General features: G+C 40.8%; 13 protein-coding genes. All 13 read right to left on the bottom strand.

Annotated elements, in window-relative coordinates:
- Positions 1–12: 12 nt before the first annotated feature.
- A complete protein-coding gene (locus AACV33_RS14965) occupies positions 13–432 on the bottom strand; it encodes a flagellar protein FlaG (protein WP_182700373.1) in 420 nt (139 codons plus the stop codon).
- 126 nt (positions 433–558) lie between these two features.
- Positions 559–1,695 (bottom strand): flagellin, encoded by a 1,137-nt coding sequence (locus tag AACV33_RS14960; RefSeq protein WP_012550818.1) that lies wholly within the window; start codon positions 1,693–1,695, stop codon positions 559–561.
- 247 nt (positions 1,696–1,942) lie between these two features.
- Positions 1,943–3,070 carry a flagellin gene (locus AACV33_RS14955; protein ID WP_182700372.1) on the bottom strand — a complete coding sequence of 376 codons (1,128 nt, stop codon included), beginning with the start codon at positions 3,068–3,070 and terminating at the stop codon, positions 1,943–1,945.
- A 460-nt stretch (positions 3,071–3,530) separates the two neighbouring features.
- On the bottom strand, positions 3,531–4,664 hold the full coding sequence (locus AACV33_RS14950; protein WP_023603888.1) for a flagellin: 1,134 nt from the start codon (positions 4,662–4,664) through the stop codon (positions 3,531–3,533).
- Positions 4,665–5,056: 392 nt separating this feature from the next.
- Positions 5,057–6,190: a flagellin gene (locus AACV33_RS14945; protein ID WP_182700371.1), complete on the bottom strand. Its 1,134-nt coding sequence runs from the start codon at positions 6,188–6,190 to the stop codon at positions 5,057–5,059.
- A gap of 57 nt (positions 6,191–6,247) precedes the next feature.
- A complete protein-coding gene (locus AACV33_RS14940) occupies positions 6,248–6,625 on the bottom strand; it encodes a hypothetical protein (protein ID WP_182700370.1) in 378 nt (125 codons plus the stop codon).
- Between the two features lie 251 nt (positions 6,626–6,876).
- A complete protein-coding gene (locus AACV33_RS14935; protein ID WP_012550823.1) occupies positions 6,877–8,016 on the bottom strand; it encodes a flagellin in 1,140 nt (379 codons plus the stop codon).
- A 561-nt stretch (positions 8,017–8,577) separates the two neighbouring features.
- Positions 8,578–9,771 carry a flagellar hook-associated protein FlgL gene (gene flgL / locus AACV33_RS14930; RefSeq protein ID WP_065610946.1) on the bottom strand — a complete coding sequence of 398 codons (1,194 nt, stop codon included), beginning with the start codon at positions 9,769–9,771 and terminating at the stop codon, positions 8,578–8,580.
- 16 nt (positions 9,772–9,787) lie between these two features.
- On the bottom strand, positions 9,788–11,668 hold the full coding sequence (flgK, locus tag AACV33_RS14925) for a flagellar hook-associated protein FlgK (protein ID WP_017021165.1): 1,881 nt from the start codon (positions 11,666–11,668) through the stop codon (positions 9,788–9,790).
- A 252-nt stretch (positions 11,669–11,920) separates the two neighbouring features.
- Complete coding sequence (gene flgJ, locus AACV33_RS14920) at positions 11,921–12,919, bottom strand: flagellar assembly peptidoglycan hydrolase FlgJ (RefSeq protein WP_182700369.1); 999 nt, start codon at positions 12,917–12,919, stop codon at positions 11,921–11,923.
- 151 nt (positions 12,920–13,070) lie between these two features.
- The gene (locus AACV33_RS14915) at positions 13,071–14,192 is read right to left on the bottom strand and encodes a flagellar basal body P-ring protein FlgI (protein ID WP_017021167.1); all 1,122 of its coding nucleotides are present in this window, start codon (positions 14,190–14,192) and stop codon (positions 13,071–13,073) included.
- 2 nt (positions 14,193–14,194) lie between these two features.
- Entirely contained in the window at positions 14,195–14,980 is a 786-nt protein-coding gene (flgH, locus tag AACV33_RS14910; protein WP_012550828.1) for a flagellar basal body L-ring protein FlgH, read from the bottom strand.
- A 12-nt stretch (positions 14,981–14,992) separates the two neighbouring features.
- The gene (gene flgG / locus AACV33_RS14905; protein WP_012550829.1) at positions 14,993–15,781 is read right to left on the bottom strand and encodes a flagellar basal-body rod protein FlgG; all 789 of its coding nucleotides are present in this window, start codon (positions 15,779–15,781) and stop codon (positions 14,993–14,995) included.
- Positions 15,782–15,820 lie beyond the last annotated feature (39 nt).

Genomic DNA, 15,820 nt, shown 5'->3' with positions numbered 1-15,820 from the left:
TCAATTAATGGTTTATATCTTCATGGCGATTAACCCTGATGCACTAGCAGCAAGATCTCTAGCAACTTCCAACATCTTTTCGTCGGGGATCTGGCGAATGATATCACCGGAGCTAACCTCAATAACGGTAATAACCTGCCGTCCTGATTCTTCATCAAGACGAAACGACAGTCCTCGATCTAAGCTTTTTACGTGTTCATTTAACTCTTTTACCGCGTTATGAAGTTCTTCTTTCTTTTTTGTTTCAAGCTTTTCCTGTGCTTCGACGACAATGGCTTGGCCAGGAGTCAATGATTCTGAATGCTCTACTGGCGCGGCCTGCGTGTCTGTTTTCACAGAAAGTGTTGGTTGTAGACTAGAACTAGCAATTTGCGTGCCGTCATTTGAAGAAAGAGAGGAGAAGATTGATGAAGAGACAGATGATAAGTTCATAATATTTTCCGCCTAATACGAAAAAAGACAGCAAGAGTAGCGTCTCCTGCTGTCATATTTCAGTAAGTGGGTTGACGATGAAGCCGCCCACCTACCTATTCATGTGTTATTACTTAATCGATACGATTAACGTAATAGACCTAGAGCAGCGTTTGGCGCTTGCTTAGCTTGAGCTAAGATAGAAGAGCTTGCTTGCTGTAGGATTTGTGCTTTAGTCATTTCAGTTGTTTCTTTCGCGAAATCAACGTCTTTGATTTGGCTCTTAGCAGAAGACACGTTTTCGTTAATGTTGTCTAAGTTGTTGATTGTGTGACCCATACGGTTTTGAGCAGCACCTAGCTCAGAACGGTGGCTATCAACAAATTTCATTGCTGCATCAACAACCGCTACTGCGTCTTGAGAACCAGCTACAGTAGTAACATCGATGTTACCCACTGTTTTTTGAGCTTGAACAGCGTCAGACATACCAGTTTCGTTCGCTAGAGCACCAGAGAATGCGATTTCGCCTTCGATTGTGCCTTTAGCTGCGAATACTTGTAGCTTGCCATCTTCGCCAACAGAAGCGCTAACTTTGTCAGTTTGGCCGTTGATGTAAGTTGCTACTTCTTCGATATCGTCGCCAGCTTTAGCGTTGATAGAAACAGATTGATCTTCGCCAGATTTGTCTGTGAAAGAAATAGTCATGTTTGCGTCTTTACCAGCAGTCCAACCAGCAGCAACACCTTCTTTCGCAGTGAAAGATTGGCCACCCATGTTAGCTTCGTCTGCACGTAGGTTGTTCAAAGTAAGCATTACTGCTTCACCAGAATCAGCACCAACTTGGAAAGATTTAGTACCGAAGTTACCGTTAAGTAGACGAGTACCACCAAAAGAAGTTGTTTCAGCAATACGGTTCATTTCATCAGAAAGAGCCGTTACTTCTTGTTGGATCGCGCCACGGTCAGCGTCAGTGTTTGAACCATTTGAAGATTGCAGTGCAAGGTCACGTACACGAGAAAGAATGTTTGACGTCTCTTTCATTGCGCCTTCAGCAGTTTGCATCATAGAGATGCCGTCGTTTGCGTTACGAACCGCTACGTCTAGACCACGAGTTTGCGTGTTTAGACGGTTAGAGATTTGTAGGCCAGCAGCATCATCTTTAGCACTGTTGATTTTGCTACCAGAAGACAGACGTTCCATTGATTGGTTAACGTCAGATGTTGCGCTGTTTAAGTAACGCTGTGCTGTCATTGCTGATACGTTAGTATTTACTGTAATAGACATAAATAGATCTCCTAAGGAAAATTGTTCAATGGTGGTTTAGTCTCATCCTCCAAACCAGCCATTGATTCTCACATATATTTAATAAAGCGTATCTCAATGCACTTTGTAGACTCTCACCTCTACAAAATACATAACGAGATAGCCTAAGTTTAATGTTAAAAAGTAAGTCAGACTTACTCATGACCTGTTGGGAAGGTATCCAGCGTGTCGCATAAACGCCCATTCTCACAAGTATTTACTATGCTGATTAGCCCAACAGGCCTAATGCTGCATTTGGTGCCTGCTTAGCTTGAGCTAGAATTGAAGAGCTCGCTTGTTGCAGGATTTGAGCTTTCGTCATTGCTGTCGTTTCTTTAGCAAAATCAACATCTTTGATTTGGCTGTTAGACGCATTAACGTTCTCATTAATATTTTCTAAGTTGCTGATAGCGTGGCCAAAGCGGTTTTGGAAAGCACCAAGGTCTGCACGATTTGAATCAACGTATTGCATTGCTGAGTCAAGAATCGCAACGGCTTTTTGTGAGCCACCTACGGTTGTTACATCAATGCTTTTTACTGTATCGGCAACCTTGTTACCCATACCTAATTCACTGCTTAGTGAACCACCAAATTTAATATCACTCGCGTCAGCAGATGCAAATACTTGCAGTTTGCCTTCACCGGTAACAGACGCGTTTATCGCGTTACTTTGACCATTGATGTAAGTCGCTACTTCTTCAATGTCGTCGCCAGTTTTCGCGTTGATTGAGATATTTTGCTCTTTGCCGTCTTTATCAACAAAATTCATTGTTAATTCTGAGCTCTCAGCGCCTACTTTCCAGCTTGAATCTTTGCCTTCAGTCGCTGAGTAAGTTGAACCACCCATCTCTGTCGTATCAGAGCGCATGTTATTCAGTGTTAGCATTACTGCTTCACCTGAATCTGAACCGATTTGGAAAGACTTAGTACCAAATTGACCATTCAGTAGGCGAGAACCACCAAATGACGTTGTTTCTGCAATACGGTTTAACTCGTCATTCAAAGCAACCACTTCTTCTTGAATTGCGCCACGGTCAGCTGATGTATTTGAACCGTTTGAAGATTGAAGTGATAAATCACGCATACGTTGAAGGATGTTCGTTGTTTCGTTCATCGCGCCTTCAGCAGTTTGCGCCATTGAGATACCATCGTTTGCATTTCGAACTGCAACATCTAAGCCGCGAGTTTGAGAAGTTAGACGATTTGAAATTTGTAGGCCAGCCGCATCATCTTTTGCACTGTTAATTTTAAGACCTGAAGACAAACGCTCCATTGAGCTGTTTAGGTCGTTAGTTGCGTTGTTTAAGTAACGCTGTGCAGTCATTGCTGATACGTTTGTGTTTACATTTATAGCCATAATCTTATATCTCCGCTTTGGTTTCGAACCACTCCGCTCCTGGATTGGAAACCGTATTAATCATCGTTAGTACTTAACTTAACGACCTGATTTCAAATTACTTTAGAAAAACTTTTCATTTTTTAAGTTTTTCTTTTTCAAGAATTTTCAATTTTTCAGGCGTTATGCTTTGGTAATTACGTTATCGCTCGATCTCAGAAAGTCTTTAGTAAAAAATGCAAAAAAAACGAAATTAATTGGAGTGAAAGGTAAAATGTGAGGAAGATCTCTGCAAATAGATGATTATTGATGACTTTATAAACAAAAAGAAAAGTTAACCCAGTTTACAGTACGGCTATTTATTTATAGTCTTAATATAAAAAACAAAATAATGAAATAAGAAGCATAAAAAAAGCCGAGGTAATCCCCGGCTTTGGCATAGTGTGAGAGCACTATTACCTTAGAAGCTTTTCACTGCCGACTATCTTAATAGACCAAGAGCCGCATTTGGCGCTTGCTTAGCTTGAGCTAAAATAGACGAACTTGCTTGTTGAAGAATTTGAGCTTTTGTCATCTCTGTTGTTTCTTTTGCAAAATCGACATCTTTAATACGGCTATTAGACGCAGACACATTTTCATTAATGTTATCTAAGTTAGAAATTGCGTGATTAAAGCGGTTTTGGAATGCCCCTAAATCGGCACGATTAGAATCAACAAACTGCATTGCCGCATCCAGTATCGCCACTGACTTCTGAGAGCCACCCACTGTCGTTACATCAATACTTTTTACGGTTTCAGCTTGAGCTGCGCCCATTTTTAGTTCGCCAGCAAGAGAACCACCGAAGCTTACTTCACCTTTCACTTTATCATTAGAGGTCACAATCTGAAGCTCACCCTTTTCTGAAACAGAGGCATTAATAGAATCCGTTTGACCATTAATGTAAGTCGCAACTTGCTCAATGTCATCGCCAGCTTTCGCATTAATAGTTAACTCTTTCTCTTCGCCTGCTTTATTTAAAAACGAGACTTTTAATTCTGAATTTTCAGCATTAACTGCCCAACCAGCACCAAGCTCTGTTTCTGCCTTATAGCTTGTGCCACCCATTGATGCAGAATCTGAACGCATGTTACTTAAATTCAGCATAACGGCTTCACCAGAATCAGCACCGATTTGGAAAGACTTAGTACCAAACTGACCATTAAGAAGACGTGAGCCACCAAATGATGTTGTTTCTGCAATTCGGTTTAGTTCATCATTCAATGCACCCACTTCTTGCTGAATCGCTTCACGATCAGACGTGGTATTTGATCCATTTGAAGATTGAAGCGATAAATCACGCATACGTTGCAGAATGTTGGTTGACTCATTCATCGCCCCTTCTGCGGTTTGTGCAATAGAAATACCATCGTTAGCATTACGAACAGCAACATCTAAGCCACGAGATTGTGACGTTAAGCGGTTTGAAATTTGCAAACCAGCCGCATCGTCTTTCGCGCTGTTAATTTTATAGCCAGAAGATAAGCGTTCCATTGATTTATTTACGCCATCTGTTGCATTGTTCAAGTAACGCTGAGCCGTCATCGCTGATACGTTCGTATTTACTGTAATCGACATAGTGGTATCTCCGTTTAGTTTTCCGATTGTTTTCCGGAGTTCGGAAAACTGAGCTTCATTATTCGGTGCTACCAATCCTAACCAGTAGCGCCTGATACTTAATTTAGCGACGGTTAAAAATAAACCTTTATTGTTTTCTTTATAAAATAACCGATTACTTTATGAACCATGATCGTGCTTCAAAGTTTTTAAAATCTGACAGAAAAATAGCTCAAGTTTTAAGCCAACCCGCCAAGTGAACAGTATCTCATTGATATAAAAAGAATCTTTTGAGTGCTTTATCAACAAAAGGCGCATTCTCTGTCTTTAAACGTCACTTACCTTTTCTCTAGGCGAAAAAAAACCAGCTCAATGCTGGTTTAATAAAAAGAGAAAAGACATTCACTCCCTCATTAGCCTAATAATTTTAATGCAATGTCAGGGGATTGCTTTGCTTGCGCTAATATTGTCGAACTTACCTGTTGTAAGATCTGTGCTTTCATCATTTCTACGGTTTCTTTTGCAAAGTCCGTGTCTTCAATTCGGCTATTTGACGACGCGATGTTCTCATGAATATTATTTAAATTATTAATCGCATGACCAAATCGATTCTGAAATGCCCCTAATGTCGCTCGCTCTTGATCAACAAAACCTAATGCGGCATCTAAGGTCGCAATCGCTTTTTGTGAACCACCAACACTGGTCAAATCTAAATCATTCACCGTATCAAAAACAGCACCACCAACCGCTAACTCGGCGGATAAGGTTCCACCAAACGTCACAGCACTGGATACCAAGTCCCCCGCTGTAAATAACTGCAGTTGCCCGTTATCATCAACAGACGCTTGAACCGTATCATTTTGCCCATTAATGTAAGTGGCTAGCTCTTCAATATCATCACCCGCTTTCGCTTCAATCGTGATCTCTTGTGCTTTGCCTTCTTTATCATTAAAAGACAGGGTTAACGTTTGACGGCCTTCTGGCACTGTCCACCCTTTGTTTAATTGGTTTTGAGAGGTGTAATTAAAACCGCCCATCGCTAATGTATCTGATCGCATGCTGCCTAGCGTGAGGTGAACCGCTTCACCTGCGTTAGCACCAATTTGAAATGTCGATGTACCAAATTGACCATTCAATAAACGGCGTCCACCAAAAGACGTTGTTTCAGCAATACGATTAAGCTCATCGTTTAATGCGTCTGATTCTTCTTGAATCGCTTGTCTATCTTGAAGGGCATTAGACCCATTCGACGATTGCAAAGCTAAATCGCGCATGCGTTGAAGGATATTGGTGCTTTCATTCATTGCACCTTCCGCCGTTTGAGCAATGGAAATACCATCATTCGCATTACGAACGGCAACATCTAACCCACTCATCTGCGCTTGCAATCGATTCGATATCTGCAAACCGGCGGCATCATCTTTCGCGCTATTAATACGCTTGCCGGATGAGAGGCGTTCCATTGACTGATTTAAATGGTCGGTTGCTTGATTTAAATATCGCTGTGCCGTCATTGCAGACACATTGGTGTTTACCGTTACAGACATAACAATCTCTTAATGAATTTTTATCTTAATAAGTATATCGGCCTAAATACTCAAAGCTTAACTGATATTTTGATGCTGACAGCGTTCACTACTTTTTATTTGATAATAGCGAGGATCAATACCTTCACTTTTCAATAGTTTAATAAGTGCAGGATCTGAACACCCGTTACCTAAATAGTGTTTTAATCCCTTTTTTGATGAGTGTTTCACTTTGTGTTTAGGCGTATTAAAGCACGAACCATACCCTTTAACATGGCTGTTTTCAGGAGTAATCCCTTTCTCTTCAAAATAGGAGACGACGCTAGAATCAATGCATGACTTCGCTAAAATAAACGAATCATAGTTGGAAACAGATATAGAAGAATGATGCGGTTGAGCACTTAATGCAGAAAAAGGCAGAGAGCTTAATAATAAAAAGCGTAAGAATGAGTTCACAACATGACCTTACTTAAATAAATAGACAGTAAGTCATCGACCGTTGTGTGATTTTCTAAATAAAATAGGATGAAATTTGAGGGGGAAGCCCCTTACGGGGCATAAAGCTAGGTTGGTTTTTTATGAGGAGATCTGTGAGAAGAACCACAAAAAACCAGTTACCTAAAGCTTGCCAACAATCAGTTGAACAAGAGGTTGATGAGAGATGAGAGCACCTCTTGTTCAATCTTAATGACTGTTGTTCGTTACTATTACTGCAGTAATTTTAGTGCAGCGTTTGGTAACTGTTTCGCTTGAGCAAGAATAGAGGTACTAGACTGCTGAAGGATTTGTGCTTTTGTCATGTTTGTTGTTTCTTTAGCAAAATCAGTATCTTTGATTCGGCTATTAGAAGCAGACACATTCTCTTGAATGTTAGACAAGTTGTTGATGCTGTGACCTAGACGGTTTTGTTTCGCGCCTAAATCAGCACGTTCACGGTCAATGTAAGCAAGCGCTGAATCGATAACACCGATAGACACTTGTGCATCACCAACAGACGTTACGTCCAGTTTATCAACCGTTGCTTTAGTACCAACGCCGCCAGCTAAACCTAGCTCTGAAGCAAGATTACCAGAAACCGCTAATTCACCTTCAATTGATGGTTCAGCAACAAACAGTTGCAGTTTACCTTCATCACCAACAGACGCAGAGATCTTGTCTGATTGACCATTGATGTACGTTGCTAGTTCTTCAATGTCATCGCCTGCTTTAGCATTGATATTGATAGAAACCGCTTCGCCTTTCTTCGTAGTAAACTCAAGTTTTAAGTCGTTTTTACCCGTTTCAACGTTCCACTCAGCTGTTTTTCCGTTTTCAGAAACAAAACGCTGACCGCCCATGCTGTCGTCATCAGAACGTACAGATGGCAGTTTAATAAGAATAGCTTCGCCTGAGTTTGCACCAATTTGGAATGCAGATTCACCAAATTGACCATTAAGTAGTCGACGACCACCAAATGACGTTGTTTCAGCGATACGGTTTAATTCATCAGATAGCGCGTGTACTTCTTCTTGGATTGAAGAACGATCTTGGTTTGAATTAGAACCATTTGCCGCTTGCAATGACAAGTCACGCATACGTTGAAGGATGTTTGTCGATTCATTCATCGCACCTTCAGCCGTTTGAGCGATAGAAATACCATCGTTCGCATTACGCATAGCAACATCAAGACCACGAGTCTGAGCTGTTAAACGGTTAGAAATTTGTAGACCAGCAGCGTCATCTTTTGCGCTGTTGATTTTAGTACCTGAAGACAAGCGCTCCATTGAATTATTTAGATCATTTGTTGCGTTATTCAAGTAACGCTGTGCAGTCATCGCAGCTACGTTAGTATTTACATTTACAGCCATGGTTGCTCTCCTTCGGCTTCGTTTTCACGAAATCAATTTCTGCTCTATTCAGAAATATTTAAAATTCATAGTTAATATTAGCCACAATTGGCCAATGATTATCAATGTCACAAATTCATATTCGTACTCATACTAAATCAGTAGAAATACAAAATAAGGACTAACATACAAAAGCAAAGCTTCGAACTCTACTTTGCAACTGCTATGCCACCATTTACCATTGGCAAACTGTGAACTACTCAGTCATAGTTATTAGATAGCATAAGATGTGCCAGTTTTCTTAAAAAAAGAAAGTAATACTAAAATAAACTGACAATTAATTTGTTTTCAATGACTTAATCAATACAATTTTCATGGTCATCATTAGATAGTAAGGTTATTACTCTTTATTTTAGTGAAAAATTACGTGTATTTAATCACGGAATTTCTCATTTACGCGGCAACAAAATCAATGAAGCGGCAACGATATTCCCATGCAAAAAACTGATAATTCAATCAGTTAGCAATCAATAAAAAAGCCCAGCATTTCTACTGGGCTTTTTTATTTCAAATGAATGTCCGTTACACGTAATTAAATAAAGTAATGTCTTTTACTTTACCAAACGCTTGCTGTGAAGCTTGAAGCGCACGGGTGTTTTCATTAAATTCAATCACTGCTTGAGCGTAATCAAGATCTTCTATTGAGCTTAATGATTTTGAAATTGTTAAATCAAAATCTTGATGTTGTGATTCTTGTTGGTCAAGCGTGTTCTGTCTAGTACCTACTTCTGCTCTTGCTTGGCTTAAATGAATAAACGCCGCATGAAACTCTTCAGTCACTTGGTGTAATTCAGCCGTGCTAGACGCATCAGAAACATCTTTCATTGATAGTTCTTGTGCTTTTTTAAACGCATCAAAAATGCTGATGGTTTTCTTTGGTTCTAATGTAATAGTATCGCCCGCTTTTAATTGCCCACGAACCTGAATATCAACGCCTTCGTATTTAATCCCTTCTGCTGGATTAAATTGGGCACTTTTTACGACACTGCCATCTTGAGATAACTGGTAATTGTATTGCCCATTGTCTGCAGCACTAAAAGCGACTTGGTAAGTTGACGTATCGGTATAATCCATATTTTTTGCTTTTGACAGCAATAACTCGGACCCTTCTTGAAGTGCATATTGTGGGTCGTAATCACCAAATGGATTTTTAATCTCAGTAAACAACTTATTACCAGCATCATTTACAGCCACTTCAATTGAACCTGACACTTTTAAGTTACGTTGGTAGTCATCACCCGCGTAGGTCACTGTTCCATCATTTGCTCTAAAAAAAGGCTGAGTTTTTGATTTAGTTCCTGAGAATAAGTAATTGCCTGATTCATCTAACATATTGGTTAGATTTAAAAAGTTATCAGCAATCCCTTTAATGTCTTGGGCGTGAGCATAGCGGTCTTCTGGTGCAAGAGAACCGTTAATCATTTCCATAACACTACGTTTAGCATCATCGGCAAATTGTTCAGCATTCGCAATCGCAACTTCATGACGCTCTAAACGGTTACGAGCTAATACAATGGTATCGCTGTATTGACGTAATTCTTCTTTTTTCTGCGTTAAATTTTGTGCGTATAACGCAGCAACAGGATCATCCCCTGCCGTTAATAGCTTTTTACCTGAAGCCAATTGTGCACTGTTATGATGCAATTTCACTTCTTGTCGAGAAATATCATTCTGCACTGATTGGTAATTATGAAAGCTTGAAATACGATTTAACATATCTGATGCCTCTTAGTTACGATAATTGCAGAATTGTATTAAACGTTTCATCTGCCGCTTTCATTATGCGAGAAGACGCCATGTAAGCTTGTTGAAACTTCATCATGTTTGCTGCTTCTTCATCCAAGTTAACACCAGAAACAGACGCAACGCGACTTTGTGCCGCTTCGGTCTCTACACGTGCAACTTCAGTTAAACGAGTGGCGGTTGCTTTTTTAAGGCCAACTTCTGTATTTACGTTTTGGTACAAGTCGATCACCGTTGAACGGCCTTCGTCCATGACCTTACGAGTTTGCAGACCTTGCATTAGCAACAAGTTACCGTTATCCCCTTCTGATGGAACGAGGTTTGCTGCAAACTTATCATTTGCGGCAGCACCACCAGACAATTCAAACGTAGTTCCACCAACAGTCACTGGACCTTTTGGCGGATAGGTTTGTGGCTCAAGTAACATTTTGCCTTTCATGTCTAACACAGCAAATTGATTCGCTGCTGGAGAAATCACAACTTGGAACTCTTTTAAGTCGCCTGACTGTAATACTTTAAATTTCGCATTACCTGTCGCAAACGTTGCAGAGCTCGCATAACTCTGTGCCGCAATTTTCTCAGCTTCATTCATTTCAAGCTTCATGTCGCCAGCCGCAAGACGGGTTGGACGAAGTAATATACGCTCACCAGCACTTAGTGGTTCGCGAATTTCTACTCGCATGCCATCTAAGAAAAAGGTCGATGGGTTACCGGTTGGGTCTAAGCGTTGTACTTCGCCTGTAGGTCGGGTCACCGTATATTGGCTGCCATCGTATTTAAGGGCGTAATCACCGGCTTTCAATAAGCTGATGTCGTCAATAAATACACCGATTTCTGCTGAAGAATCACCTGAAATAATGGCACGACTACGAACGGCTTGTTCTGAGTTTACGTCAGAGAAAATATTTGCACCGACCTGCCCACGTAAATCAATGGCTTGGCTTTGTAAACGGTTAACTTCACTGCTGAAGCCTACGGCTACTCGGCCTAGTTCATCCATAATTGTAGGGATCGTTTTATCGCGCAGCTCAAACAATGACGATAATTTACCGCCAATGCTGTCATGCTGAATGGCTTTAACACCATTGCCTTCAACCATCGCTAGTCGACGCTGTAATGGGTCAGGCGTTCCTTGAATCATCTTCAATTGACTTGATTCAGTACCAGACACTAACATGTGCCCACCACCAATTAAGACATTGAATGAATTCTCATTATCACGTTTTGTGATCGTTACTTTTGTGTATTGAGACAGCTCTTTAATTAACTTTTCATGACGGTCCATTAGGTCATTGTGCGGACCAGGGGTCTTAACCATCATCTTGTTAATGTCTTTTAACTCTAGAGCAATACCATTCATACGCTCTACAGTAAGATCCATCTTTTTATTTACGTCGGCATTTTGCTGACGTACATTTTCATAAAAGTCGTTCAAGCTTTGTGAAATAAGACGTGATTTTTCAAGGACGACTTTACGTGCGCCGATTTCGTTAGGGCTATCAGAAAGCGTTTTTACGGCATCAAACCAATCATTAATGTTTTCAGGAATACGTTTAGCGCCAATAGACGACATCATATTCGTAAGAACATCAAGATTTGCTTCTGTATCCATCGAGTAATTTAGATTGGTTGTCGATAGGTTCAGTTCATTGGTTGCGAACTGATCAAACGAACGTCGCACAGCGGCAACATGCACGCCTGCGCCGAGGTTTGCACCTGACACCCAATGAGGCATATTTGTTTCTTGAACTACCGATTGACGACTAAAGCCTTCAGTATTAACGTTGTTAATATTGTGACTGGTCGTATTCAGTTGACGCTGCGCCGTAAGCACACCTTGTGTACCTAGATTAAGCAGATCAAGTCCCATGTAGCCTCCAAAAAACTCTATAAAAGATGCAGTAAAATTTCCTAACAAATCTAATATAGCAATCAATGTGCCAACTTTTATTTTGTTAATTATCAACAAGATAAAGAGGCACCACTGAAACTATGGGAAACGATTGCCTCTTTTTATCCTCTCGCTCACCTTTCTTTGCCTCTTTCCTTTTATAAGCGGCAATAAAAAAATCCTGCCACTTAGATTTAAGAGGCAGGATTCAAGAGATTACATTGTGAGCGATTATTTTAGTAAGTCTTCAACCGTCTTCATTACGCTCATTACTTTGCTTGAGTAATTAGGATCCGTTGCATAACCCGCACTGTGAATGCCTTTAATAAAGCTTTCTGAACTTTGTGTTTGTTGCAATGCGCGTTCATAACGTGGATTTTGATTTAAGAAACGCACAAAGTCACTGAAGCTTTCTTCATAATTGTCGTATGAACGGAAAGCGGCATTCTCTGAAACGGCAATGTTATCGTGATATTCCAACGTATTTTTAGCGATCTTATCGCCTTGCCAGCTTCTGTCTGCTTTAATGTTGAATAAGTTATGGCTTGAATCCACTGAATTCTTAATAACTTTCTTACCCCAGCCAGTTTCTAATGCGGCCTGAGCGATTAATACATTTGAATCAATACCTAAGGCCTTTGCCGCTTTTTCAGCGTATGGCTTCATCGTATCAACAAATTGCTGAGGTGAATCAAACTTCTCAGGCTGTTGAATTTGTCTTGCCGCTAGCATTTGTTCTAATTTAACGGCCGATGGTGATTCGGTTTGTGACGCTTGTTTTGCCGCAGACAGGGGTTGATGCTCTGCAGGCAAACGCAATGTTTCATCCGTTGCCGCTCTTCGCATTGCCACTCGTGCATTTTGCTCTAAATTCTTGCCATTGTGCACTGGTGGTTCTTGATTTAGTGAGGCACCAAGTTGTGCAACAATCATATCCGCTAATCCTAGCGAGCCTTGCTTTGATAATTCGGTCGACATTTGGTCGTCACGCATTTGTTCAAAGAACTTTTGATTATCACTGCTCACCATGTCTGATTTAAATGAACTATTAGCATTACGCATTGATTTAAAAAGCATTTGTGTAAAGATCGATTCAAACTGCACAGCCGCCGCACGCAAGGCTTTGTCTTGGCTTTCTTGATCGCCATTTACCGCACTTTTACGTAATTTATCTAGGCCACCCACATCGTGGATAAAGCCAACGTCTGTCATATTTACTGAATTATTCATCGTCACACTTATTATTTAAAATCAGGCCAACTAACACTCTATTAACTAGAGCAAGTTTAATGCCAAGTCGTCGTGCTGCTAATTTTGTAAATAACAAACATAAAAAAACGCACCTCAAAAAAGTGCGTTTTTAGAATCATTGAAATCAAACTTAAATAATGATCAGTTGGCCTTCAATTGCGCCTGCTTGTTTCAACGCTTGAAGAATTGCCATTAAATCGGATGGTGCTGCACCAACCTCATTCACCGCTCGAACCAAATCGTCTAACGTTAAGCCCGGTTCAAATTTAAACATCTTACCCTGCTTCTCGGTTACTTCGATGTCAGAGTCTTGTGTTACAACCGTTTTACCATTACCAAATGGTCCCGGTTGACTCACTTGTTGGTTTTCTTTGATTGCTACTGTCATTCCACCGTGAGTCACTGCGGCCGCTCTTAATCTAACGTGTTTACCAACCACAATCGTACCAGTACGAGAATTCACAATAATTTTTGCTGAGCCATCTGCTGGGTCAAAGTTAACATTTTCTACCGCAGATAAAAACGCAACTCGTTGGCTAATATCTCGGGGAGCTCGAACTCGAACAGAAGTCGCATCAACCGCTGAAGCCATATTAGGGCCAAGGAAATTATTGACCGCATCAGCCATACGTTGAGCGGTTGTAAAATCTGAATCTAGTAAGTTGAAGGTAATGAAATCACCACGACCGAATGGCGACGGAACTTCACGCTCAACCATTGCACCACCAGAAATACGGCCGACTGTTGGGTTATTACCCACAATCTTAGAACCATCAGCACCGGTTGCACTAAAACCACTCACAATTAAATTACCTTGTGCAATGGCGTATGTTTTTCCATCCAAGCCTTTTAAGAAGGTTTGTAATAATGTACCACCACGTAAGCTTTTTGCTGAACCAACAGATGAAACCGTAATATCAACCACTTGACCTTGCTTTGCAAAAGCTGGCAATGTCGCAGTGACCATCACTGCTGCTACGTTTTTCGTTTTTGGTTTTGTGCCTGGTGGCAATTGAATGCCAAAGTTTTGTAACATGGCATTGAAACTTTGATCGGTAAATGGCGTTGATTCGCCCGTTCCCGGTAAACCAGAAACCAAACCATAGCCGATTAATTGGTTACTACGAACTCCTGCAACTTCTGACACGTCTTTAATACGTGCCGCTTGTGCAGTAGAGATACTTAGGCATAACCAAGTAAGAATTAAGGTAACTAGGTTTTTCTTCACGTCAAAACTCCAACGATTCGTCATTATTATAGTGCTACATTAAAGAATCGTGCCAAGAATCCAGGTTCTTGCATATCTTGTTGATCACCCGTGCCTGAATATTGAATTCGAGCGTTTGAAATACGGGTTGAGGCTATTGTGTTATCAAAAGCAATGTCATCCGGACGAATCGTGCCGCTAAGACGAATGTATTCATCCCCAGTATTTAGGGTTAACCACTTCTCTCCACGGATCAATAAGTTACCATTAGAAAGCACTTCAATCACTTCCACCGTAATGGAACCACTTAAGCTGTTACTTTGGTTCGCAGACGTATTACCTGTAAATTTATTATCGTTAGATAACTCATACGAGAAATTATACTGCCCACCCACTTGCAACTCTTGACCACCCACTTGCAGAGGGTCCATGCTTGAATCATTTTTCTTTGATAATTCTGCATCGGCACTTTTTGCCGCTTTGGTATTTTCAGCAAGCATAACGGTAACAATGTCGCCTAAACCACGTGGCTTAGTGTCATCGTACATGTCTTGTGCATGATCCACATTAAACAATGAGCCCGTTGCGGCTGCATAATGTTCTGGTTTTTCTTTTGGATGAATCGGCGCCCACGCTGGATCACCTGAAATCGGCTCACTACGACCACGAAGCGTATCGATAATGCCCGTATCTTCTTCTTTGTCACCCTCAACTGCATCCACGTTGGTGGTCGCTGAAGTCACTTCATTTTCTTGTAAATTTGGATTCTGAATCAAGAAAGATCCACACCCAGTCAAGGTAGTTAATAGCAGTAAACAAAGAAGACGTTTCATCCTAATCACCAATTATAATTGTTGGTTAACAAAGCTTGCCATCTTATCAACAGCAGAGATTACTTTAGAGTTCATTTCATAAACACGTTGCGCTTCAATCATGTTTACCAATTCTTCGGTTACGTTTACGTTTGATGCTTCAAGCATAGATTGACGAATCGCTCCTAAGCCTTCTAAACCTGGCGTGCCTTCTTGAGGATCACCACTTGCACCCGTTGGTAAGTAAAGGTTTTGGCCTACAGGTTCTAAACCACCTGGATTGATGAAATCAACCGTCGTAATTTGACCAATCACTTGGTTATCTTGTTGACCACGTAAACGAACAGATACTTCGCCATCTGTACCAACGGTCACGTTAATTGCATCTTCAGGAACCACAATTTCTGGTTCTAAAGGGTAACCAGAACCGGTTGTAACCATTGCGCCTTCAGAGTTCAACGTAAATTGACCGTTACGAGAATAACCAAGGTTGCCGTCTGGCATTGTAATTTGGAAAAAGCCTTTACCTTCGATCATCATGTCCATGCCGTTCGACGTGGTTTGTGCATTACCGTTAGTAAATACTTTTTGTGTTGCCACAACTTTAGAACCAGAACCAAGCATTAATCCCGTTGGAAGCTCTGTGTTTTGTGTTGATTGAGCGCCGGCTTGGTTTACGTTTTGGTAAAACAGATCTTCAAAAACAGCACGGCTTTTTTTAAAACCAACTGTTGAAGCATTCGCCAAGTTGTTTGAGATAGTCGCGATGTTGGTTTGTTGTGCGTCTAAGCCTGTTTTACTTACCCATAATGCTGGATTCATTTTGTATTCCTATAAATTTTTTAATGTATAAAGTTAATC

The sequence above is a fragment of the Aliivibrio sp. SR45-2 genome (genome assembly GCF_963890165.1).
GTDB classification, from domain to species: Bacteria; Pseudomonadota; Gammaproteobacteria; order Enterobacterales; family Vibrionaceae; genus Aliivibrio; species Aliivibrio salmonicida.
The sequence above is the reverse complement of the archived record's forward strand: the minus strand, read 5'-3'. Positions and strand labels throughout refer to the sequence as shown.

What these genes read in the sequence shown, in the direction of transcription:
- AACV33_RS14965 (WP_182700373.1), bottom strand. Translation starts at nt 432, where the DNA reads ATGAACTTATCATCTGTCTCTTCATCAATCTTCTCCTCTCTTTCTTCA.
- AACV33_RS14960 (WP_012550818.1), bottom strand. Translation starts at nt 1,695, where the DNA reads ATGTCTATTACAGTAAATACTAACGTATCAGCAATGACAGCACAGCGT.
- AACV33_RS14955 (WP_182700372.1), bottom strand. Translation starts at nt 3,070, where the DNA reads ATGGCTATAAATGTAAACACAAACGTATCAGCAATGACTGCACAGCGT.
- AACV33_RS14950 (WP_023603888.1), bottom strand. Translation starts at nt 4,664, where the DNA reads ATGTCGATTACAGTAAATACGAACGTATCAGCGATGACGGCTCAGCGT.
- AACV33_RS14945 (WP_182700371.1), bottom strand. Translation starts at nt 6,190, where the DNA reads ATGTCTGTAACGGTAAACACCAATGTGTCTGCAATGACGGCACAGCGA.
- AACV33_RS14935 (WP_012550823.1), bottom strand. Translation starts at nt 8,016, where the DNA reads ATGGCTGTAAATGTAAATACTAACGTAGCTGCGATGACTGCACAGCGT.
- flgL (WP_065610946.1), bottom strand. Translation starts at nt 9,771, where the DNA reads ATGTTAAATCGTATTTCAAGCTTTCATAATTACCAATCAGTGCAGAAT.
- flgK (WP_017021165.1), bottom strand. Translation starts at nt 11,668, where the DNA reads ATGGGACTTGATCTGCTTAATCTAGGTACACAAGGTGTGCTTACGGCG.
- flgJ (WP_182700369.1), bottom strand. Translation starts at nt 12,919, where the DNA reads ATGAATAATTCAGTAAATATGACAGACGTTGGCTTTATCCACGATGTG.
- AACV33_RS14915 (WP_017021167.1), bottom strand. Translation starts at nt 14,192, where the DNA reads ATGACGAATCGTTGGAGTTTTGACGTGAAGAAAAACCTAGTTACCTTA.
- flgH (WP_012550828.1), bottom strand. Translation starts at nt 14,980, where the DNA reads ATGAAACGTCTTCTTTGTTTACTGCTATTAACTACCTTGACTGGGTGT.
- flgG (WP_012550829.1), bottom strand. Translation starts at nt 15,781, where the DNA reads ATGAATCCAGCATTATGGGTAAGTAAAACAGGCTTAGACGCACAACAA.